Annotated in this window: 21 protein-coding genes (1 of these 21 cut by a window edge); 13 read left to right on the plus strand and 8 right to left on the minus strand. The window is 60.0% G+C overall.

Annotated elements, in window-relative coordinates; translation table 11 throughout:
• A protein-coding gene (locus ACUZ9P_RS00510; protein ID WP_449248218.1) for a heavy metal translocating P-type ATPase crosses the window boundary here: on the plus strand, nt 1-1,423 show its 3' portion. 587 nt of this gene lie to the left of the window's left edge; the window shows 1,423 of its 2,010 coding nt (coding positions 588-2,010); its start codon lies off the left edge, out of view; it ends in the stop codon at nt 1,421-1,423.
• 146 nt (nt 1,424-1,569) lie between these two features.
• Here ACUZ9P_RS00510 and ACUZ9P_RS00515 read toward each other — a convergent pair whose 3' ends face one another.
• From ACUZ9P_RS00515 to ACUZ9P_RS00530, 4 genes are all read right to left on the minus strand, one after another.
• On the minus strand, nt 1,570-1,947 hold the full coding sequence (locus tag ACUZ9P_RS00515) for an ACT domain-containing protein (RefSeq protein ID WP_449248219.1): 378 nt from the start codon (nt 1,945-1,947) through the stop codon (nt 1,570-1,572).
• A 56-nt stretch (nt 1,948-2,003) separates the two neighbouring features.
• Nucleotides 2,004-2,996, minus strand: a complete 993-nt coding sequence (gene ruvB / locus ACUZ9P_RS00520) for a Holliday junction branch migration DNA helicase RuvB (protein ID WP_298994588.1) — start codon at nt 2,994-2,996, stop codon at nt 2,004-2,006.
• Nucleotides 2,996-3,607, minus strand: coding sequence for a Holliday junction branch migration protein RuvA (gene ruvA, locus ACUZ9P_RS00525; protein WP_449248220.1), 612 nt, complete (start codon nt 3,605-3,607; stop codon nt 2,996-2,998). The genes ruvB and ruvA overlap by 1 nt, the downstream gene beginning before the upstream one ends.
• A gap of 61 nt (nt 3,608-3,668) precedes the next feature.
• Nucleotides 3,669-4,349: a TetR family transcriptional regulator gene (locus ACUZ9P_RS00530; RefSeq protein ID WP_449248221.1), complete on the minus strand. Its 681-nt coding sequence runs from the start codon at nt 4,347-4,349 to the stop codon at nt 3,669-3,671.
• Nucleotides 4,350-4,441: 92 nt separating this feature from the next.
• Here ACUZ9P_RS00530 and ACUZ9P_RS00535 point away from each other — a divergent pair, with 92 nt between their 5' ends.
• The gene (locus ACUZ9P_RS00535) at nt 4,442-5,107 is read left to right on the plus strand and encodes an O-methyltransferase (protein WP_449248222.1); all 666 of its coding nucleotides are present in this window, start codon (nt 4,442-4,444) and stop codon (nt 5,105-5,107) included.
• A gap of 86 nt (nt 5,108-5,193) precedes the next feature.
• On the opposite strand, the gene moaA is transcribed toward ACUZ9P_RS00535, so the two are convergent.
• Entirely contained in the window at nt 5,194-6,273 is a 1,080-nt protein-coding gene (moaA, locus tag ACUZ9P_RS00540; protein ID WP_298994607.1) for a GTP 3',8-cyclase MoaA, read from the minus strand.
• On the opposite strand from moaA, the gene ACUZ9P_RS00545 reads away from it, so the two are divergent.
• Nucleotides 6,272-6,550, plus strand: a complete 279-nt coding sequence (locus tag ACUZ9P_RS00545; protein ID WP_298994609.1) for a DUF5334 domain-containing protein — start codon at nt 6,272-6,274, stop codon at nt 6,548-6,550. The genes moaA and ACUZ9P_RS00545 overlap by 2 nt on opposite strands.
• Nucleotides 6,551-6,660: 110 nt before the next feature.
• Here ACUZ9P_RS00545 and ACUZ9P_RS00550 read toward each other — a convergent pair whose 3' ends face one another.
• Nucleotides 6,661-7,197, minus strand: a complete 537-nt coding sequence (locus tag ACUZ9P_RS00550; protein WP_240825017.1) for a hypothetical protein — start codon at nt 7,195-7,197, stop codon at nt 6,661-6,663.
• A gap of 426 nt (nt 7,198-7,623) precedes the next feature.
• On the opposite strand from ACUZ9P_RS00550, the gene ACUZ9P_RS00555 reads away from it, so the two are divergent.
• From ACUZ9P_RS00555 to ACUZ9P_RS00575, 5 genes are all read left to right on the plus strand, one after another.
• Nucleotides 7,624-7,998: a hypothetical protein gene (locus ACUZ9P_RS00555; RefSeq protein WP_022657263.1), complete on the plus strand. Its 375-nt coding sequence runs from the start codon at nt 7,624-7,626 to the stop codon at nt 7,996-7,998.
• Between the two features lie 9 nt (nt 7,999-8,007).
• Nucleotides 8,008-9,363: a tRNA (N6-isopentenyl adenosine(37)-C2)-methylthiotransferase MiaB gene (miaB, locus tag ACUZ9P_RS00560; RefSeq protein WP_449248223.1), complete on the plus strand. Its 1,356-nt coding sequence runs from the start codon at nt 8,008-8,010 to the stop codon at nt 9,361-9,363.
• Entirely contained in the window at nt 9,357-9,971 is a 615-nt protein-coding gene (locus ACUZ9P_RS00565) for a bifunctional nuclease family protein (protein WP_240824999.1), read from the plus strand. Before miaB ends, ACUZ9P_RS00565 begins: the two co-directional genes overlap by 7 nt.
• 338 nt (nt 9,972-10,309) lie before the next feature.
• Entirely contained in the window at nt 10,310-10,708 is a 399-nt protein-coding gene (locus ACUZ9P_RS00570; protein WP_291443717.1) for a hypothetical protein, read from the plus strand.
• A gap of 230 nt (nt 10,709-10,938) precedes the next feature.
• Nucleotides 10,939-12,510 carry a response regulator gene (locus ACUZ9P_RS00575; protein ID WP_449248224.1) on the plus strand — a complete coding sequence of 524 codons (1,572 nt, stop codon included), beginning with the start codon at nt 10,939-10,941 and terminating at the stop codon, nt 12,508-12,510.
• Nucleotides 12,511-12,666: 156 nt separating this feature from the next.
• Here the strand turns inward: ACUZ9P_RS00575 and ACUZ9P_RS00580 are convergent, their stop codons facing one another.
• The gene (locus ACUZ9P_RS00580) at nt 12,667-14,073 is read right to left on the minus strand and encodes an MATE family efflux transporter (protein ID WP_449248225.1); all 1,407 of its coding nucleotides are present in this window, start codon (nt 14,071-14,073) and stop codon (nt 12,667-12,669) included.
• Between the two features lie 145 nt (nt 14,074-14,218).
• Nucleotides 14,219-15,064, minus strand: coding sequence for a 1,4-dihydroxy-6-naphthoate synthase (locus tag ACUZ9P_RS00585; RefSeq protein WP_449248226.1), 846 nt, complete (start codon nt 15,062-15,064; stop codon nt 14,219-14,221).
• An 84-nt stretch (nt 15,065-15,148) separates the two neighbouring features.
• Here ACUZ9P_RS00585 and mqnE point away from each other — a divergent pair, with 84 nt between their 5' ends.
• From mqnE to ACUZ9P_RS00610, 5 genes are all read left to right on the plus strand, one after another.
• A complete protein-coding gene (mqnE, locus tag ACUZ9P_RS00590) occupies nt 15,149-16,288 on the plus strand; it encodes an aminofutalosine synthase MqnE (protein WP_449248227.1) in 1,140 nt (379 codons plus the stop codon).
• Complete coding sequence (mqnC, locus tag ACUZ9P_RS00595) at nt 16,285-17,415, plus strand: cyclic dehypoxanthinyl futalosine synthase (protein WP_449248228.1); 1,131 nt, start codon at nt 16,285-16,287, stop codon at nt 17,413-17,415. Before mqnE ends, mqnC begins: the two co-directional genes overlap by 4 nt.
• A gap of 115 nt (nt 17,416-17,530) precedes the next feature.
• Nucleotides 17,531-18,382, plus strand: a complete 852-nt coding sequence (locus ACUZ9P_RS00600) for a menaquinone biosynthetic enzyme MqnA/MqnD family protein (protein ID WP_449248229.1) — start codon at nt 17,531-17,533, stop codon at nt 18,380-18,382.
• Between the two features lie 299 nt (nt 18,383-18,681).
• Nucleotides 18,682-20,229, plus strand: a complete 1,548-nt coding sequence (locus tag ACUZ9P_RS00605; protein ID WP_449248230.1) for an SLC13 family permease — start codon at nt 18,682-18,684, stop codon at nt 20,227-20,229.
• Between the two features lie 30 nt (nt 20,230-20,259).
• Nucleotides 20,260-22,032, plus strand: a complete 1,773-nt coding sequence (locus ACUZ9P_RS00610; RefSeq protein ID WP_209817898.1) for an adenylyl-sulfate reductase subunit alpha — start codon at nt 20,260-20,262, stop codon at nt 22,030-22,032.
• The last annotated feature ends 1 nt before the right edge of the window (nt 22,033 follow it).

Genomic DNA, 22,033 nt, shown 5'->3' on the forward strand with positions numbered 1-22,033 from the left:
TGTACGCCCCGGCGAAAAGATCCCGCTGGACGGTACCGTGCTTGAAGGCGATTCGCAGGTGGACACCTCGCCGCTTACGGGCGAATCCGTACCCCAGCGCATTGCCCCCGGCAGCAGGGTGCTCGCGGGCACCATCAATCTGAATGCGGCCCTTCGGGTCGAAGTGACAACGGCCTTTGCCGACTCCTCCATTGCCCGCATTCTGGAAATGGTCGAAAACGCCGTGGCCCGCAAGGCCCCTACGGAACGCTTCATCACCCGCATGGCCCGCTGGTACACCCCCGCAGTGACGGGCATTGCCTTTCTGGTGGCGGTGCTGCCCCCCCTGTTCGGACTTGGCCCCTTCTCTCAATGGATTTACCGCGCCCTTGTGCTGCTGGTCATTTCCTGCCCCTGCGCCCTGCTGATTTCCATTCCGCTGGGCTACTTTGGCGGCATTGGCGCGGCTTCGCGCCGGGGCATCCTTATCAAGGGCGGCGCGGTGCTCGACAACCTGCGCGACATCCGCGTGGCTGCGCTGGACAAGACCGGCACCCTCACCGAAGGCGTGTTTGAAGTAAACGCCGTGCTGCCCGCCGCAGGTGTTGCCCCCAATGATCTGCTGGCCGCCGCCGCGCTGGCGGAGAGCCGCTCCAACCACCCCATTGCCCGCTCTGTCATGCGCGCTGCGCAGCAGGAAGGCATTATGGTCGATGATGCATCACTCACAGGCATGGAAGAAATCCCCGGCATGGGCGTGGCTGCCGCTGCTGACGGCCATGAACTTCTGGCAGGCAATGCCGCCCTGCTCACAAGCCGTGGCATTGCGCCTATGGATGTCAGCATGCCCGGCAGCGTGGTGCAGGTCGCCAAGGGCGGCAAACTGCTGGGCGCGCTGGTGGTGGCAGACCGTATCAAGCCGCAGTCGACCGAAGCCATTCAGGAACTGCGCCGCCTCGGCATCCAGACTATCGCCATGCTTACGGGCGACAGGGAAGAACAGGCCCGCCCCGTGGCCCAGCGTCTGAAGCTGGACACCCTGCGCGCAGACCTGCTGCCCGAAGACAAGGCCGGAGCGCTTGAAGCCCTTGGCCCGGTGAAGAACACCATCTTTGTGGGCGACGGCATCAACGATGCTCCGGTGCTGGCAACGGCAGGCGTGGGCGTGGCCATGGGCGGTCTGGGCGCAGAAGCCGCCATTGAAACCGCAGACGTGGTCATTCTGGACGACAACCCGGCCCGTCTGCCAGAGCTGCTGCGCATAGCGCGCCGCACGCGCACCATTGTGTGGCAGAATATTGTTATGGCGCTGGGCATCAAGGCCTTGTTCATGGCGCTGGGCATCGTGGGCCTCTCCGGCCTTTGGGAAGCCGTGTTTGCCGATGTGGGCGTGGCCCTCATGGCTGTGCTCAACGCGGCCCGCGCTGGCAAGATAGACGTATAGCAAGCAAATCGGGGGAAGAGGCCACAAAACCCCTTCCCCCGATTTTTATATTCTGTCCTGCCCTGTTCCGTGCTGCACCTCTGCGACACTGGCGGGCAAATCTCCTCAAAAAAGAAATCCGACATCCTGCTGCGGCTGCAAACCCTTTACACGGCAGAGCGCCCCACGGTGTAGCCGCCCGCCTCCAGCGCTTCAATAGCCGGGACAAGCTTTTCCGCCTTCATCAATATATAGTCCGTATCAAAGGTGGACACGGCAAAAATGCTGATGCCCGCCTGCGCCAGAGTGGTCGACAAGCCCGCCATCACACCGGTAAGGCCAAAATCCATCTGCCCCGCTACGCGCAGTGCGCGCCAGCCGTCCTCCCGCGCCAGTGTGGCGTGGGGAATATCCGCAGTCAAGCAGACCACCGAAATTTCCGCATCAGTTTTGCCCACAAACAGCCACGGCACATGAAAATTGACGGCGCGCAGGTTTTCCACCTTGCAGACGCTGAATTTTCCTTCAATTACTTGCAAGAGCATGCTTTCTCCGCCTTTTCATTCAGTTCGGTGAAAAACTGGTCGGGGAGATTATACACCTAAGAAAGCAGCATTTTCAAGTGCCTGTAGGCCAAAGCTGTTGCCATGCGCCCACGCGGGGTGCGCTTTAAAAAGCCGCACTGGATAAGGTACGGCTCGTAAATATCTTCAATGGTTCGCACTTCTTCCGAGCAGGCAACGGCCAGGGTTTTGATGCCCACCGGGCCGCCGTCATAGTGCTTGATGAGCACCTCCAGCAGTTTGCGGTCCATCTGATCCAGCCCCAGCTCGTCCACGTCCATGCGCTTGAGCGCCGCCGAAGCCTGTTCGCCAGTCACCAGCCCGTCACCGTGCACCAGAGCAAAGTCGCGCACACGGCGCAACAGGCGGTTGGCAATGCGGGGCGTGCCGCGCGAGCGGCGGCCAATTTCCGCAGCGCCGTCAGTGGAGACCTCCACGCCCAGGATGCGCGCCGTGCGCTGCACCACGCGGGCAAGGTCCTCCGGGCTGTAATATTCCAGCCGCGCCACAATGCCGAATCGGTCACGCAGGGGCGAAGAGATCAAGCCCATGCGCGTGGTCGCCCCCACAAGGGTGAAGGGCTCAAGATCAATCTTGACCGTGCGCGCCGCAGGCCCCTGCCCGATGACCAGATCGAGCTTGAAATCTTCCATGGCGGGATACAGCACTTCTTCCACGGCAATGGGCATGCGGTGGATTTCATCCACAAAAAGGATGTCGTGCCTGTTCAGATTGGTGAGGATGGCGGCAAGGTCCCCGCTGCGCTCAAGCACCGGCCCGGAGGTGCAGATAAGATTGACCCCCAGCTCGGAGGCCATGATCTGCGCCAGCGTGGTTTTGCCAAGCCCAGGATTGCCGTAAAAAAGCGTATGATCCAGCGCCTTGCCGCGCTCGCGCGCAGCCCCCAGATACACGCGCAGATTGGCGCGCAGTTCATTCTGCCCGATAAAGTCGTCAAGGCTGTGCGGGCGTACGCTTTCGTCAATGCCTGTTGTGCACTCCGCAACGCACGGGTTCGCAAGATCGGTCATCAGACCTTCCCCTTGGCGAGAGCCTTGAGGGTGGCGCGCAGCGCGCCGGTCACATCCAGATCAGGCTCTTCGTGCAGCAGTTTTTTGACCAAGGGCGCGCATTCGTCCGGCTCGTAGCCAAGATTGCCCAAGCCGTCCAGCACATCGCGAAACACGGAACCGGGCTGCGTCCCCGTGGTCAACGCCGCCGCCTGCGGGGCGTCCTCGACCTTGAGCTTGTATTTCAGCTCAAGAAACACATGTTCGGCGGTTTTTTTGCCGATGCCCGAAACGCGGGTAAGGGCCAGCACGTCATCCTCAAATACAACCCGGCGCAGGTCGTCAGGACGAAAGATGGAAAGGATGCCAAGGGCCGTGCGCGCCCCCACCTTGGAGATGGAAACCAGCACTTCAAAGGTCTGGCGTTCTTCAAAGGTGGCAAAACCAAAAAGCTCCAGCGCGTCTTCACGCACGGCAAGGCTGGTGTACAGCGCCAGGGGTTCCCCCCTGCCGGGCAGGCTGGCAAACGTGTGGGCGGGCAGGGCCACTTCGTACCCCACGCCCCCCTCGGTGACGATCAGGCAGGCATTGCCCCATATTTCGGCCAGTCGGCCTTCAAGATAGGCGATCATGGATTCCTTGCGAGAAGTAAAGGTTGCTACCGCCAGAGCATAGACTGAAAGGCGAAGGGTTTCAAATGGCGCTTGCCGTGTATGGCGCCGCTGCCTGCGGGCAGGCTAGCGGCCCCTGAGCAATGGCGCTGAAATAGGCGCAAAGCATGTCTGCCACGGCTGTGGCGCAGGCCTCGTTTTCCTGCGGGCTGCGCCCTTGCGAGGAAAAGTGTTTGCCCGCTGCAGCCAGAGTTACAGAGGTCAGCTCCGCGACCAATGCCCTTTGGCTTTCTGTGGCGAGGGGCAAGGCCTCGGCCACAAAATCTGAAAAAATCTGGCGGCTCTCGGCCTTGATTTCTGCTGTTTCCGGCGCATGTCGGTACAGGGGCGCAGAGTCGTGCAGGGCCGCGCGCATGGCTGCTTCTTCACATTCCGACGTCACAAAGGCGTGCACAAGTGTACGCAGCCGATCCAGCGGCGGCATGCCCGCGTCTTGCAGAATGGCTTGCAAAAGGCTGGTTGTTTGCCGCCATTCCTCACACTGAAGCCGAAAAAGTATGGCCGCTTTGTTGGGAAAATACTGGTACAGCGAACCAATGCTGACCCCAGCCCGTTCAGCCACGCGTGCAGTGGTAAAACGCTGCGCTCCCTCAGTGGCCAAAACGCGAGCGGCAGCCTCAAGAATCGCGGCCACCACATCGGCAGACCGTGCCTGACGTGGTTGTTTTCGTTGAATAATCTTCGTTTCTGGGTGCTTGTTCATGGGTGCGGCGCAATGCGAATGGTAAAATGTGAATATTTCGTCATATTCTACCCATACACGCACAGGCGTGCAACCATAACAAGGAGCAACACATGAACAGCCTCAGCACGCAACCGCTGGCCAATCTGCTTGATACCCTGCTTACCCAGGCGGAAACAACCAAGGTTGAAGAGATTTGTGCAGCGACAGGCCTGAGCGCCCAAGCGCTGGAACAGCAAAAGGGCAGCAAAACCGCATATGCCGGTTTTTATGCCAGCCTGAAAAACTTTGCCATTCCCGTTTCCCGCAGAACCGGCGAACTTCTGTACATGCTGGCGCGCTGCAGCAATGCGCGAGCCGTGGTGGAATTTGGCACCTCATTCGGCATTTCCACCCTGTTTCTTGCCGCAGCCCTGCGCGACAACGGTGGCGGCCAGCTGATTACAAGCGAGTTTGAACCCTCAAAAGTGGCGCGGGCGCAGCAGAATTTGCAAACCTCCGGGCTGGCCGATCTGGTGGAAATTCGCGCTGGCGATGCCCTGCAAACCCTGGGCAGCAACCTGCCACAGCATATAGACATGCTGCTGCTCGATGGGGCAAAGGCCCTGTATTGCGACATTCTGAAACTGGCAGAAACTGGCTTGCGCACCGGCGCTCTAGTGATTGCCGATGACGCGGCCGACAGTCCGGAATACCTGGCCTACGTACGCGATCCCGCCAACGGATACATCACGCTGGATTTTGATGACGATGTGAATCTTGCCGTGCGGTTGGGCTGAGGGCCAGCCTGCCTGCAACAGAAACACCCGGCCAGTGAAGGCTGACAGGCAGCCGCAGCCATGAGGTTACGCTCAGATCGCCGAGATCAACCGCCAATGCCCACCATCTGTTTGTCTGCCACGGCGGAGCCTTTTTTGCGGGCCTTGAGCAGATCGGCACCGATGGGTTTGCCAGCACAGGCTAGGCGAACCACGCGGGCCAGATGCCCGTCATCAAAACGCGGATTACGCAGAAGCCCCCGCAAGTGATATTCCCTGTCGTCAAACAGGCATGTGCGCAGGTTGCCGTCGCTGGTGAGCCGCAGCCTGTTGCACGTGCCGCAGAAATGACAGGATACAGCGGTGATAAATCCCATGCGGCCCTTGCCACCCTGTACAGCAAACATCTTGGCGGGGCCAGCCTCCGCGCTGCTGTCCTGCACGGGGTCAAGGCGCACACGTCGCTCGGCTTCGGCCCGGATGTCTCCGGCAGACCAGAACGTCTCCGGCCCCCAGAGGGTGCCGCTGCCCATGGGCATAAATTCGATAAATCGCAGATCAACGGGCATGGTACGCACGGCATGAACAAAATCGTCCATCTGCCCGTCATTGACGCCGCGCATGGCGACAGCGTTGATTTTTACGCGAATGCCCGCTTGCAGCAGCCCGTCCAGCGAGGCGAGAACAGCGGGCAGCAGATCGCGCCCGGTCACTCTGGCAAAGGTTTCGCGGTCAAAACTGTCGAGGGAAAGATTGACGGCGCTCACGCCCACAGAGCGCAGCAGCGGAATGTGCGGTTCAAGCAGTGTGCCGTTGGTGGTCAGGCGCAGATCAAGGGATGGGTAGCGCGTATGCAGCAGATGCAGCAGTTCGTCGCAGCCCTTGCGGGCAAAGGGTTCTCCCCCGGTAAGCCGCACCTTGGAAACGCCCAGCGCGGCCATCATGCCCACAAGGCGCGCCATTTCTTCATAGCGCAGCACCTTGGGGTGCGGAATGAACTTCTGGTTTATCTCGCTGCGGCAATAGGCGCAGCGCAGATTGCAGCGGTCAGTGACAGAAAGGCGCAGATACCGCACCACGCGGCCGTGCCCATCACACAGAGGGGCAGGATGCGCCAGTGGCGCGAGTTCTTCTCCGGGGGCGGCACAGTTGCCAAGAGGGGCAAATGGATTTACACATGCTTGCATGAAACACCTGCTATTCGGAGCCGCCCTGCTGGGCTGCCTTTGCATGACCGTTCCCGCGCTGGCCTGGGACGGCTTTGACGCCGATTCCGCCGACCTTGTCGAGGTCATCCCCGACCGCGTTCCCTCCAAGGGCGACACGGTGGATGTGCGCAACTATGACAAGGACGCCACGGAAACCTGCCTCGTTGAATCGGTTGCCCGCAATGCCCGCACTGTAGAACTTGTGGTGCGCACTCCTGCCGGAGTAGCCCGCACCCTTGTGATGGAAGGCCGTTAGCGGCTGTTGCCGAAAAGCATTTTGTGCCCCGCGTGGCTGTTGATCGCGCTTTGCGGCGCGCAGCCGGGAGCAGAAACGGCATTTTCGGAAACAGCCGCCCGTTCCAGCACTTAGTTATCGCCCGAATCAGCCTCATGCCCCGGCAACAGAATGCTCGGGCTTTCAGCCTGCCCCTGCCCCTTGGGACACTGGGCCTGAAGATGGCAAATCTCGCAGCCACCCTTGAAGGGATAGTGCGTCACAACGGCATAACGGCGCGTAAGGGTGCCGAACGCCTCGCGGTATTCAATGCCCAACGAGGCCAGCGCCTCGCGCAGCGTTTCCGTGGGCCGCGGCGAAGGCGCGCAACCGGCATCTTCCACCTGGGGCAGGGCTTCCTGCACGGCGGCCATGCACATAAACTGGGCAAGGTTGTTGATCATAAAGCCGTCAGAGGCAGATTTGCCCCAGGCTTCATCCACAAAATTTTCCACTTCTTCCGGCAGCCAGACAGCCAGATACGAAATTTTGCCAGCCGCAATCTCACAAACGTTCAGTTGCGGCAGCCATTCGCCCCACAGGCCCACAAGACGTTCAAGAATCGCACCGCCAAGGCGCGTTTCCTTGCTCATGGACATGAAGGCTTCCAGATCAAAGTAGGGCTGCATTTCATGCCGCCGGATTTCATACGGTTTGCTGCTTGCCTCGCTCACTTGGTCTCCTTGGATGCTCATTGCCTGATTAGCCCGCGCGCTGCCGCGCCTGACCGTGCTTATGAGCCGCAGCAGATATTCTATCCATGCAAGGCACATCGTCAAGAGCATGTTTGCCGCAGCAAGGCTGTTGCATGGGCCGCAGAGCGGGGCTGGCGTTGCTTTTTGCGGTCATTTGATTCTTTCGCTCCATTTTTTTACAGCGGGCTGACCGGGCATGATCCATGCAAAACAATGCCGCCCGCAGCGTGGAGAGCATGTTGCCTTTACTTGGCAGGGCCTCTTTTTTATCATATGCAATTGCCGCACAGCTGATGTCGTTGCTAATGGAGCCTCAGCCTGCGGCCAGGCCCCTGATACCACACACCACAAGGATGCCGCATGAACAAGCCCAGTGACCACCCCGCAAAGATCCGCTATAAATATCAGATGGATGAAAACGCAAGACTGCAAACAGCCCACGGCGTTTGGGGCGGCATAAATCCGCAGGGCGAGATCGAGATGAATTTTTATCACGAAAGCGATGCCCTGCCCGCTTTCTCTGAGCAGCTGGTGGCCCCCGACGGCTCCATCGGCCACGAAATTACCCCCGGCGAGATGGACGCGCGCGAAGTGAACCGCTGCATCCACAGCCGCGTGCTGCTCAACTACCACACGGCCCGCGCCGTGCTTGACTGGCTTGAAGACCGCGTGGCCGCCCTTGAAGAAGAAGGCGCGCATGGCATGTACGATGCAGACCTGGACATTGAGCAGTAATACAAGATCATGATTGAAAAGACCTACCACATCATCACTTTTGGCTGTCAGATGAACGTGCACGACTCCCACTGGCTGGGGCGTGCGCTCGGCGCGCGCGGTTTTTTTGAAGCGCCGCTTGAAGACGCGCAGGTGGTGGTGGTCAATACCTGTTCCGTGCGTGAAAAGCCGGAACAAAAGGTTATGAGCACGCTTGGCCGCATCCGTCAGGTTTCGGGCGGCAACCCCGCCGTGCTGGTGTGCGTGGCCGGATGCGTGGCCCAGCAGCTTGGCGAAAGCATCTTTGAAAAAGAAAGCCAGGTGCGCCTTGTGGCGGGCAGCGACGGCATAGGCAATGCCCCGCAGGCCATTGAGCGCCTGCTGGAAAATCCCGCGCAGCGCCTCTCCCTGCTTGATTTTACAAGCCAGTATGTGGAGCGCGAGGGCACAACCGAACCCGGCGTGGTCAGCGGTTCCGTAGCCTACGCCAATATCATGCAGGGGTGCGACAATTTCTGCGCCTACTGCATTGTGCCCTTCACCCGGGGCCGCCAGAAATCGCGCAGCAGCACGGCCATTCTTGACGAATGCAAGGCGCTGATCGACAACGGCGCGAGAGAAATCACCCTGCTTGGGCAGAACGTCAACGCCTTCGGGCAGGACAAAAGCGGCGACGGCACAAGCTTTGCCGCCCTGCTGCGCAAGGTTGCCGTCCTGCCGGGCCTTGAGCGCCTGCGCTACGTTACCCCGCATCCCAAGGATATGGGGCCGGAAGATATCGCCGCTTTTGCGGAGCTGCCCCAGCTCTGCCCCCGCTTGCACCTGCCCATGCAGGCAGGCTCGGACGCGGTGCTGGCCCGCATGAAGCGCCGCTACGACAGCGGGGCCTTTCTTGATCTGGTGGAACGTCTGCGCGCAGCCCGGCCAGATCTGGCCCTCTCCACTGATCTTATTGTTGGCTTTCCCGGTGAAAGCGAGCAGGATTTTCAGGACACGTTGCAGATGATGCGCGCCAGCAACTTCATGTCCAGCTTCTCCTTTTGTTACTCAGACAGGCCAGGAACGCGGGCCTCGCTGTTCCCCGACAAAATCCCCGCTGATGTTGCCCAGGACAGGCTGTTGCGCCTCCAGGCCCTTCAGGATGAACTTGGCGCGCGCTGGTTGCAGCAGCGGGTAGGCGGCGAAACCACCCTGCTGATCGAAAACCGCAGCCCCAAGGAAGGCCAGGGGCCGGAGCCAAGCTGGCAAGGCCGCGACCCCTACGGCGCGCCCGTGCATGTGGAGCTGCCGCCGCAAGTGGATCACACGGGCCGCATGGTGCGGGTGAGGATTACAGAGGCCAAAAAGCACAGCCTCATGGCCCAACGACTGGGGGAACCATGGTAGAAATGCGCGTTTTCGGGCTCACCATCGACCCGCAGAGCAAAACGCCCATCGTGGTGTTGCGCGAAGCCAGCGGCGATGCCGTGCTGCCCGTCTGGGTGGGAGCCATGGAGGCCATGGCCATTTCTCTGGTGCTCAACAACGAAAATCTGCCCCGCCCGCTCACGCACGACCTGTTTCTCATGACGCTCAAAGCCTTTAAGGCCGAACTGCGGCGCGTGGAGATCAACGACCTGCGCGAAGGCACTTTCTACGCGGTGCTTGTGCTTTCCGGCCCGGAAGGCAGAACGCGAGTGGACTGCCGCCCCTCGGACGCCATTGCCCTGGCCATGCGCGCAGGGGCACCCATTCTTGTGGAAGAAGAAGTACTGCGCCTTTCTGCCGAGGAGCAGCAACGGGCAGAACAAAGCACTGCCGTGGAAGTTACCACGCCGATTCCGGATGCCGCCACTGACATGGTGCGCCGCGTTGGTGCTCAAAAAGAGGCGGATATGCTGGGCGGCGCCCTGCTGCGCCACGGTGAGCTGCCCCCCTCCCTCTCTGCTGATGAAGAAACCCGATACCGCGAGATGCTGCGTTCTCTTGATCCGATTTCACGCCGAAAGATGTAACCAGCGGCAACAATTCTCTTTATCTTTACCACACCCGCGTTTGCATGAATGTGCGCGTGGGTTTGGGCATCTTCTGTTTTCCCCCATTTTTCGCACAGACCGCGCTTTTCAGAGGCGATACGGCAGCCGTTGCGGGCATGCCGGGGCGGGTGCGGCCAGGCCTGCACCCGGCAGATTCAGGTTTTTTTCAGAACTCTAAAAACATTCTAAATAAAAAATGCCTCACCAACCGACTAAAATCATGAATAAATTTTTTCATCCCGCGCCAATAGCCGATTTCCGATCCCTAAAGATATAGCGTCTTGCTCCGATTATTAGCAGCAATGGGGAAGAGAACCATGCTGCACTATCGACTATTCAAAGAAATCAACGACCTTTTTGCCTCCGGGCATGTCGAACAGGCCCGCCGCCTGCTCATGGAAGTGCAATCGCGCAGCATAGCCCTGCACGATGAGCTTAACCTGCTGCAGACCCGCCTGAAGACCCTTGAAGAAGTCGTTGAGCTTGCCAGCAACCTGTTCCGCCGCAACGGTCTCTACTGGCTCAAGGCCAAGGATATCAATCTTGGGCCGTTCTGCCCGCGCTGCTATGAAAACGAGGGTGGGCTTATCCGCCTTGAACGGGCAGATGGCACGCTGCACTGCCCCTACTGTCACGCAGTTCTCTCCTGCCCGCCGGAATTCTGCGGCAGCGAGGATGCGCAGCCACGTGCGCGCATAATACCCTTTGCCAATTAAGCTGGTTCTGACAGATCAAACACATAAACACCTTGCCGCCACGACCAGCGACAAGGTGTTTTTTTATGGAGGAACAAGCCATTACGCCCATTCGCGACAGGCATTCATCAAATTTCACGGCCCTGTTTTCTTGCGCAAGCCCGCTCCAGCGGGTATAGTGCATTTACGGAAGCCACTGCCTGCCCTTCCTGCCGGCAGCTTTTCAACTGGTTATTCCGACAAGGACAAGCATGACCCGCCCAAGGCAGATCCATGTTCTTCTTCTCAGCGAAAGCGAATCAATGGCCGCTCTGGACAGACGCGCTCTGCGCGAAGTCGGGGTTGACCGCACTGAAGGTCTGACCTCCGGCGTGGCGGCAGCCCGCATGCTGGCTGGTCTTGACGAATTTCCCCCCTCTTTCAAGCCCGATGTGGTCATCTGCTCGCAGCGTCTTTCTGATATGGACGGCGAACAGTTTTGCGCCATTTTGCGTCTGCACCCCCTGCTGCTTGATATGCCCGTGCTGCTGATTCTGCCCCACGACAGCGAGGTGGAGCAGCTCCGCACTCTCGGCTGCGGTGCAAGCGCCCTCATATCAAGGCCCTACTCCTTCAGCCAGCTCAAGGCCCATCTTGATTTTCTGGCCAACTCGCGTTCTTCGCTTGATGATCTGGAAAAAGCCGCCCACCTTGCCGACACCAGAGCCTTTGACGAAGCCGTGGCCACCTACGGCATCCTGCTCAAGCCCATTCGCCAGCCCGAAGACTATTTTCGCGTGGGCATGCAGTGCCTTGAACAACGCAAATGGAACAGCGCCATCAATGCCTTCCAGCGGGCCATGCGAGGCGCGCTTATTCAGGGCAAGGCGGAGCTGGGCATGGCCGCGGCGTGGAAGGGCAAGGGCGACATGGCCCGCTACCGCCACTATCTTTCGCTGGCGGCAGCCACATTTGTGCGCGCGCGGCAGTGGAACCGCGCCCGCGCTGTTTATGCCCGCATGCTTCAGGAAGATCCCGCAGCGCGAAGCCCATTTTTGTCCGAGGCCTTGCAGCAGATACGCCAGGGCAACTTTGATTTTGCAGCAGGAATTTTGGCTCAGGGGTACGAAATCACCCCCAGAGAACAGATCAGTGAGCGCATGGCTCAGATATGTCTTGCAACAGATACCCCGGACGACATGCTGAAAAGCATGGAAGCCTGCCTTGAACAGGCCCTGGGCGCTGACGCCGAAGCCTTGAGCGCAGAAATCCGCACCACGCTTGAAACCCTGACCCGAGAGGCCGAGGCCAAAAAGCTTGAAGACGCGGCAGAACGTCAGTGGCGGGCAGGCCGCCAGGCCGCCAGGGAGCGTGGGGACGCAGAAGGCGCGCCCGCAGAATGGGCAAATGACCCCTTGATGCAGGTGGGTCAGGCTCAAATGGGCAATGCGCAGGCCAATCAGGCGCAGGCCGCAGGTACAGCCCCGCAAGCTGGAGCGCGGCAACGCGGGCAAGTTGGCATTGCCCTTGCCGACGAGGACGAACCGGATATGCCCTCCCAGCAGGGTTCTGCCGCCAAATCAGGCAATCTGCGCGCCGGGCAGGGTGCCTCCTCGCCAGTAATCCCCTTGTGGGGCGAGCACGAGGGCGCAGCCCAGTCAACGCAGAACACCCGCACCACGCAAGATGCGCAGCCTGCCATTTCAGGCAATACCCCCATCCCGCCGCTGCTCGACCCACTCGCGCGCGGCAAGAGCTCCGGAAGCCTGATTGGCGGCAAGAGCAGCCTCACTGACATGATGTCCATAGTAAAATTTACCTGGAAGCAGGCCTTCCGCAAATAGCACTAAAGGCCCTGACGATATTCCTTCTCCAGCGTAGCCAGTATTGAAGAGGCGCAGGCGGGCTTTGCCCGCCTGCGCCTCTTTTTACGCTCATACCGGTACCCGGCCGCAGAAAAACATATTCTGACGCAGTCGGGATAACGCGATGGTGCCGCTCTAACGCTTCACGCGCTGGAGCATGTCTTCGGTTGTGAGCGAGTGCAGATGCCGCACCCGCCAGAGGTAACATGCCGCACCGAATCCCAGGGCCACGATGTAGGCAATCCAAAAGCCCGCCGCACCCATTGAGGGAACCAGAATATTTGTACGCGCCAGGGCAAAACCCAAGGGCAGCCCGATAATCCAGTAGGCTGCAAAGCAGATGACAGAAATAATCCGCGTATCATTATGCCCGCGCAGAATGCCTATGCCCGTCACCTGCAAGCCGTCCACAATCTGGTAAGCGGCCTGATAGAGCAGAAGCTGCATGGCCAGGGCGGCCACCGCCGCATCCTGGGTATAAATGGCCACAATACTATGGCGGAACAGCACTGTAAGCGTAGCAATGAGCAGCGCAAAAACAACGCTCAGGGTCAGGGCCGTGCGGGCCACAATCTTAGCGCGCTCGGCCTGCTGCGCCCCAAGGTAGCGGCCAACGCGTATGGTGGCCGTCATGCTGATGGAAAGCGGCACCATGAACACCAGCGCCCCAAAGTTAAGGGCAATCTGATGCCCAGCCACCATGACCGTACCCAAAGGAGCAAGCAGAATAGCGCTGAGGGCAAAGAGCGAAACTTCAAAAAACAGGGCCAGCGCGCCGGGAAAGCCAATGCGGAACACCCGCAAGACCAGCGCACCGTCAAAGCGCGGCTCTTCTGCGCTGCCGCCACGGAACAGGGGAGCAAACACCGGCCCCAGGCATTTATACTGCGGGTCGCGGCGCAGATAATACAGCATGCACAGGCCCATAAACCAGAAGCTGATGGCAGAGGCCACGCCGCAGCCCACGCCGCCAAGCTCCGGCAAACCGAACTTGCCGTAAATGAATACGTAGTTGCAGGGAACATTGAGCGCCAGCCCGAGCAGACCTATGACCATGGCGGGACGAGTGCGGGAAAAGCCCTCAAGAAAGCTGCGCAGATTCACAAAAAGCAGAAAACCCGGCAAACCCCACATGATGGCGCGCAGGTACGCCCCTGCCATGTCTGCAAGCGCGGGCTCAAGCCCAAAAAGGTCCAGATGGAACGAAACTGCATAATAAAAGCTCACCAGCACAACGCTCAGGCCAAGAGTAAGCCACAGGCCCTGCCGCAGCAGGTGCGCCGCTCGGTCAGGCCGTCCGGAGCCAACAAATTGCGCACTCAGGGGAGAGAGCGCCAGCAGGCAGCCAATGCCAAGCAGGGCCACAGGGGCCCATATGGAACCCGCAACGGCCACAGCGGCCAGAGCCTGAGCGCTGTAGAGCCCGCTCATGGCAGTATCGGCAAAGGTCATGCCCGTTTGCGAAAGCTGGGCAATGAAGATGGGCAGCCCCACCGCATAAAAACGGCGGGCCTCTGAAAGGGAGAATATTTTTTCAAACATAGGGTTCTCGCAGGTGATCCGTGGCGGGCGTCAGGGCCAGCGCCAGAGCAAGCCGGAAAAGTCCGGGGTAAAACGTGTTCCGTCCGCGCCGCAACGCGCGAAACATGGGAGGCAAAAGGGTTACGGGCCGGGTTTGCCTTGATCGCTAACGCAAAAACAGCCCTTCAGAAGGCAGCGTTTTGCCCATGATATCCGCAGCCCGGCCCACAAGGGATTGAATGGCCGCACGCCCCGCCGGGCCGAGATCAAGGCTGAAATCCGTCACAAAGGTCTTGATGTGGGCGCTGGTGACGCTTTCTTCCATCTCCTGCGCATGAGAGCGGATAAATTCGCGCGAATCACCGGGGTGCGCGTTGGCGTAAGCCAGACTCGCAGTAATGGTATTCTGCACGCGGCGGGCAAGGGGTATGGGCAGGTCGCGCCGCACGGCAATGGCGCCCAGCGGCAGCGGCAGAGAAAACTCCGCCTCCCACCACTGCCCCAGATCAAGCAGTTTTACAAGCCCCTGACGCGCATAGGTAAAGCGCCCCTCGTGGATTATCAGACCAAGATCAGCCTCGCCATTGCTCACGGCAGACATAACGTCGCTGAACAGCATTTCCTTGCGCGGCCCCTGAAAACCGCCGTGCAAGGTCAGCAGAAGGTTGGCAGTGGTCAGCAGGCCGGGCACCGCCACCGTGGCATTGCGCCAGTCTTCGGGCTTGAGGTTTTTGCGCGCCACCACAAGGGGGCCGCAGCCCCAGCCAAGCGCCGCGCCCGAAGACAGCAGGGCATAATCCTGCATGATTTCAGTGGTTGCGCCAAGCGACATCTTGGTGACGTCCAGCGCCTTTTGCCGGGCAAGATTGTTCAGTTCTTCCACATCGGCCATATGCGGGGTGATAGGCGCGGGAACAGGCACCAGCCCGTGCAGCATGGCATGAAAAATATAGGTATCATTGGGGCAGGGCGAAAGTCCGAATGACAGATTTGGCGGCGGCAAGGCAGACATTTTTTCCTCACGTTGACAGTGTGCGGCGGCGGGGCTTAATCTGCGAGCGGCATTTTGCCCCCAATCCATGCACAGGATTCAGATATGCTAGACGCAACATACTACGCCGCACTGGGCCTTTCGTCTATCCGCGAAAAGGTGCTCTCCGGGGAGCGGCTTTCGCCCGAAGACGGGCTGACACTGTTCAACTGCCCCGATATTACAGCCGTAGGCGCTCTTGCGCTGCACGTGCGCTGCCGCCTGCACGGCCACAAGGCCTTTTATGTGGTCAACCGGCAGATCAACTATACCAATGTGTGCGTCAACGGCTGCACCTTTTGCGCCTTCCGCCGCGACAGGGAGGACGAGCCGGGCGCGTTTGCCATGAGCCTCGACGACGTGCTGGCCCGCCTGCGCGCCGCAGACGCGACCCCCCTGCATCTGGACGAACTGCACATTGTGGGCGGCTGCCACCCCACACGGCCCCTTGCCTGGTTTGAAGACATGATCCGCGCGGTGCGGACCTTTAACCCCAATCTGCCGGTCAAGGCCTTTACCGCCGTAGAGATTGAACATTTTGCGCGCCTTGAAGGCATCAGTACCCTTGAGGTGCTCAAGCGTTTGCAGAACGCGGGCCTTGTGATGATGCCCGGCGGCGGCGCGGAAATTTTTGATGAAGAACTGCGCCCGCAGATCTGCCCGCACAAGGCCGACGCCAAGGCATGGCTGCGCATTCAGGGCGAAGCGCACAGCCTCGGCATTGCCACCAACTGCACCATGCTGTTCGGGCATATAGAAACATACGAGCACCGCATCGACCACCTCTGCCGGCTGCGCGAGCAGCAGGACAAAAGCGGCGGCTTTACCTGTTTTATCCCCCTGCCCTTCCTTACGGATCACAGCCGCCTCAAGCTGCCGGAAGACAAGGTCGGCCCCCAGCGCGGGCTGGATCAGCTGCGCACGGTGGCTGTTTCGCGCCTCATGCTCGACAACATCCCCCACCTCAAGGCCTACTGGATCATGATGGCCCCCAAGCTGGCCCCGGTGGCCCTGTGGTACGGCGCGGACGATCTGGACGGCACCATCATTGAAGAGCGCATCGGCCACATGGCGGGCGCGCAGTCCGCTCAGGGCATGACCATTGAGGAACTTGAGCACCTTATCCGCGAATCGGGCTTTACCCCGGTGCGGCGCAACGCCACCTTCAATACCCTGAACGACGAATCTACGGAGGCGCGCCAGTGAGTACTTTTTTCCCCGCGCACAGCCCCTTTGACGAACAGGGCGCAGAATATGAAGACGTGCGCCAGGCCGCAGCGCTTGCCGCCAGCGGTCAGCGGCTTGACCGCGCCGCCGCCGAAGCCCTGTACTACAAGGCCAGCCTGCACACGCTTGCCCAACTGGCCCACGCCATGCGTCTGCGCCTGCACCCTGAACCCATTGTCACCTACGTGGGCGACCGCAACATCAACTATTCCAACGTGTGCGTGTGCGCCTGCCGCTTCTGCGCCTTTTTCCGCGCGCCAGATCAAGACGGCGGCTATGTGATCAGCCGTGACGAAATGGCGCAGAAAATCGAGGAGACTCTTGCCCTCGGCGGCACCCAGGTGCTGCTCCAGGGCGGGCATCACCCCGATCTGCCGCTGGAATGGTACGAAGACCTGCTCCGCTGGATGCGGGCCACATGGCCGCAACTGCACATCCACGCCTTTTCACCGCCGGAAATATTCTTCTGGGCCGAAAAATTCGGTCTTTCCGTTACGGAAGTACTGCGCCGCCTGAAAGAAGCGGGCCTGCACTCCCTGCCCGGCGGCGGCGCGGAGATTCTGCACACGGGCGTACGCGCCCAGGTTTCGCCCAACAAATGCACTGCCGAGCAGTGGCTCGGCGTTATGGAAGAAGCCCACAAGCTGGGCCTGCGCACCACCGCCACCATGATGTTCGGCCACGAGGAAGAACCCGCCCACAGGCTGGATCACCTCTTTGCCGTGCGCGAGGTGCAGGACCGCACCCACGGCTTCACGGCCTTTATCCCCTGGACATTCCAGCCAGCGCACACGCGCATCGACGTTGACCCTCTGCCCGCCCCCGCCTACCTGCGCCTGCTGGCAGTCTCGCGTCTGGTGCTGGACAATATCGCCAACATCCAGGCCTCGTGGGTGACCATGGGGCCGCAGGTGGCCCAACTGGCCCTGTTTTACGGCGCCAACGACTTCGGCTCGCTGATGATTGAAGAAAACGTGGTGGCCGCAGCCGGGGTTTCCTTCCGCATGGATCGCAGCGACATCCACAAGGTCATCCGCACGGCGGGCTTTACCCCCGTGCAGCGCACCATGGACTATACGCCCGTGGTTCCCCAGCCTGAAGTGTAAGGCTCCTTGCACTGTTAATTCCACGTTTCCGGGGGTTCGCCCCCGGAAACGCGTTTTGGCCGCACATTCAAATTTCGCCCATCGGCTTTGCCCCTGGCAAAAGGTACTCCGCCCCATGACCGAGCAAAAAAAAACTCCCCCCGTACTGCGCATGGGCCGCATTGGCTATCTCAACGTACTGCCCATCTATCATCCGCTGGAAGCAGGCATTCTGCCCCACGATTACGAGCTTGTTTCCGGCCCGCCAGCCCTGCTCAACACCATGATGGCGCGCGGCGAACTGCACGTTTCGTCCTGCTCATGCTTTGAATACGCCAGCCGCCCGGAGCGCTACCAGCTTGTGGAGGACCTCTCCATAGGCTCCCACGGCCCGGTCATGAGCGTGCTACTGCTCTCGCGCGTGCCCTTTGAACAGCTTGAAGGGCAGGAAATCCTCATCAGCGGCGAAACACATACCTCGGTGGCCCTGCTGCGCCTCATCATGCGCGACAGGTTCAAGCTCAACGTCACTTTCACCACAGGGCAGGTGACTCCGGCCCTGCGCGGCAAAAACCCGCCCGTGGCCTTTCTGGCCATTGGCGATGAAGCCCTGCGCCTGCGCAACCATCCCGAGTATCCGCACCGTCTCGATCTGGCTGAGGCGTGGCGCGACTGGACGGGCCTGCCCTTTATTTTCGGCCTGTGGGTTGTCAGCCGCGCCGCCGCCGAGGCAAAGCTCTTTACCCGCGACCCCGGCGCGCTGCTGCGGCAGGGCCGCGACTGGGGCCTTGAGCACATGAACGTCATCCTTGACCTCACGGCCCACGGCTGCCCCCTCTCGCGAGAGGAGCTGGCCTTCTACTACAGCAAGGGCCTTGTTTACACTTTGGGCGAAGAAGAACAGCGCGGCTTGAGCCTTTTTTATCAAATGCTGGCAGATGCGGGCATGATCGCCAAGGCCCCGGCCCTGGAGTTTTTCACACTGTAATTTTTCGCTACGGGTATTTTCACCTGAAAAAAATTTTGCCGCAGGGCAAAAAAAATTGGCATGGAGCAGCCGGGGCACGAGGTTCGGGCTGCTCCATTTTTTTCGGTATTTACATAGTAATTCAGTAAGTTGTCGTAGCCGCCAGATGACTTTTCAGTCTTAAAAATTGCCGCAAAGCCTACAGTCAGGCCAAAATATTTTTCTCAGAATTATCATCCAGCACATGGAATGGAAGAACAAACTAACCTAGTGTCAGTGCCCACGCGCGTACTGACACTCTTTTATCGTGGGGTAGGTATATGACACAGGTTCCTTCCGCCGCAGGGCGGTCTTTTTTGGGCTATCTTTGTGAAAATATTCGTAATAGGGGCAAAAACCCCCTGCGCGCTTTCACTGGTTTTGCCCTGGCATGGGTTGCTTTTTTTCTGCTGTGGAATGTGATCCCCCCATTTGACGGGCTGACGCACAACGGCATGGCCGTTCTGGGCATTGTGGTGTGGGCCAGCATCATGTGGGTCAGCGAGGCCATGCCCGCAGGCGTGACGGGTATTTCCATCCCCACCATGCTGCTGATCACCCAGGCTCTGCCCTGGAACAACGGCAAGCCGCCTATGGCGATCATCTTTGCCGGATTCACCGACCACGTTATCTGGTTGTGCCTGTTTGCCTTTATGGTGGCAGCTGTCATGCAGCTCATTGGCCTTGACCGCCGCATAGCTCTGGGCATTCTGGCCCGTTTCAAGGCTTCGTCCGTATGCCGGGTTATCTGGGGCATGTTCTTTGTGAATATTGTTCTGGGCTTTCTGGTGCCTGCGGCCAATGCCCGCGCAGCCACACTGCTGCCCGTGGTGCAGGGCATCTGCAATCTGCTGGGTGATACGCCCGAAGAACGCGCCGCTAAAAAGGCCCTTGTCATCCAGTCTCTGGTTTACGGCTCCATGATCTGCGGCATGTTCATCATGACCGCTCACCTGCCCAACATGATTCTGGTGGGTATTTTTGAAAAGAACGGCTTTACCAACATCAACTTTCTCAACTGGATGCTCCTGCAGTTCCCGTATCTGGGCATGTTTGTGCTGACCAACTGGTGGACGCGCTACTACTTCAAGACCAACTGCGTTTCCATTGCGGGCGGCTCCGCCACCATCGAAAAAAGCTACAAAGAACTTGGCCCCATGAGCACCGCAGAAAAAACCCTGCTGGGCATTTTTCTGCTGGTCGGATTCATGTTTGTGACGGGCAAGGGCAGTTTTATTTATGAACTGCACCGCCAGCCCCTGGGCGTTATCGGCCTGGTAGGCATGATGGTGCTGTTTGCCCCCGGCATGATGCCCTGCTCGTGGAAGGCCGTGCAGCAAAAGACCATCTGGGGCACATTTTTGCTGCTGGGCGGCGCCATGACCATGACCACCGCCATGACTCAGGCTGGCGTGGCGCAATGGCTTGCCGACCACATCCACAGCATGGTTGTAGGTATGAACTGGTGGCAGACCGTGCTGACCATGATGGTGGGCACGCACATTATCCGCCTTGGCATGCTCTCCAACGTGGCTGCCGTGGCCATGCTTGCCCCGGTGGTATTTGCCATGGCTCCCAAGCTTGGCCTGCACCCCGTGGCCTTTACCATGCTGGTGTGCGATACTGATACGTTCGCCTACCTGCTGCCCACCCAGATCACCGCCGCTGTCATCGCGCACAGCACAGAAACCTTCTCCACCGCCGACTACGCCAAGGTGGGTTCCGTGGCCGTGCTTATCGCCATTGTCTATGGTGTCTGCGTCATGGCCCCCTGGTACGCGCTGCTCGGCATGCCCGTGTGGGATCCCGCCGCCGCCTGGCCTTTTTAATCGCCCCAACCCTTTGCCCGAGAGGACATTATGGCACGCATAAAAACAACACATGCGGTCGATTTTCGGCCAACCAGCCTGAACGACATTGAAACCGTCGAGGTAACCGCCGATCTGCTGATCATCGGCGGCGGCAATGCCGGCTGCTTTGTGGCAACGGAAACTGCTCGTCTCAACCCCGCAGCCAAGATCGTTATTGTGGAAAAGGCCGACATCATGCGCTCCGGCGCGTGTTCTGCCGGTATGGACGCCATCAACACCTATATTCCGCCCAACAAGACGCCCGAAGATCTCGTGCGCTGGAGCCGCTCACAGGTTGGCGGCGGCCCCCTGCGCGAAGATCTGGCCCTTTCCAACGCTCAGGAACTCAACGAATGCGTTGATGACCTGGAGCGCTGGGGCCTGCCCATTCTCAGGGATGAGCAGGGCAACATCCGCTACCGTGGCAAGTGGGATATTTCCATCCACGGCGAGCAGCTCAAGCCCATCATGGCAGAAAAAGCCCTTGAAACCGGCGCGGATGTCTACAACCGCGTGGCGGCAACGGCCCTGCTGGTGCATAATGGCCGCTGCACAGGAGCCACGGGCTTTGGCGTGCGCGACGGCAAGTTCTACGTGTTCCGCGCACGGGCCACCGTGGTGAGCACCGGCGGCGCGGGCACACTTTACAAGTCCTACACCGCCGACTCCACCGACAGCGGCTCGCAAATCTGGATGTGCCCCTACTGCGTTGGTTCCGGCTACGCCATGGGCCTGCGTCAGGGTGCGGAGCTCAGCAGCCTTGAACAGCGCTGGGTTGCCACGCGCACCAAAGATTTTTGCGGCCCCGTGGATACCATCTCCGTGGGATATGGCGCGCCCATCATCAACTCCCTGGGCGAGCGCGTCATGAGCCGCTACGAAAGCGTTGGCGGCGATGCTGCCCCGCGCTACATCCGCGCCAACGCACCCATGGAAGAATGGCTGGCTGGTCGCGGCCCCTGCTTCTGCGACACCACCAACATGACCCCGGAAAAAACCAAGGCCATGATGGAAGACTACCTCAACGAGCGTCCTTCTTTCGTGCTCTTTCTTGCCAGCCGTGGGCAGGATCCGTCCAAGGAACCCATCGAAATCTTCGGCTCCGATCCCTACATCATGGGCGGGCACACCGGCGGCGGCTACTGGGTGGATATGGAACGCATGACAACCCTGCCCGGCCTGTTTGCAGCGGGCGAAACCGCGGGCGGCAACCCCAACAAGTTTGTGGGCGGCTGCTGCGCCGAGGGCAAGCTGGCCGCGCGCGGCGCTCTTGCCTACATGGCCGTTGCCGATGCGCCGGTGCTTGATGCCGCTCAGATCGCGCAGGAAAAGGAACGCGTGTACGCTCCCCTGCTCACGCGCGAAGAAGAAGGCGTGAGCCCGCTGGAAATGAAGGAACGCCTGCAAAGGCTCATGGATGAATACGCGGGCGGTTCCAGCCAGTTTTACCGCGTCAACGAGCAGCAGCTTGATTACGCCCTGCGGCACATCAAGATTCTGCAAAGCCAGTTCAAGCACCTGCGCGCCAAGGATCTGCACGACCTCATGCAGGCCAACGAAACCATGGACCGCGTGGACGTGGCCGAAGCCGTGGTGCACCACCTCAAGGCCCGCAAGGAAACCCGCTGGGCTGGCTGGCAGACCCGCTCGGACTACCCCCAGCGCGACGATGAAAACTTTGACTGCTTTGTGGAGTCGCGCCGCGATCCCGCCACAGGAGAAATGACAACCTTTACCCGTCCCTACGAGCAGTTGCTGCCCGGCGACAGGTACAAGCCCTAAG

The organism is Desulfovibrio intestinivivus, from assembly GCF_053570665.1.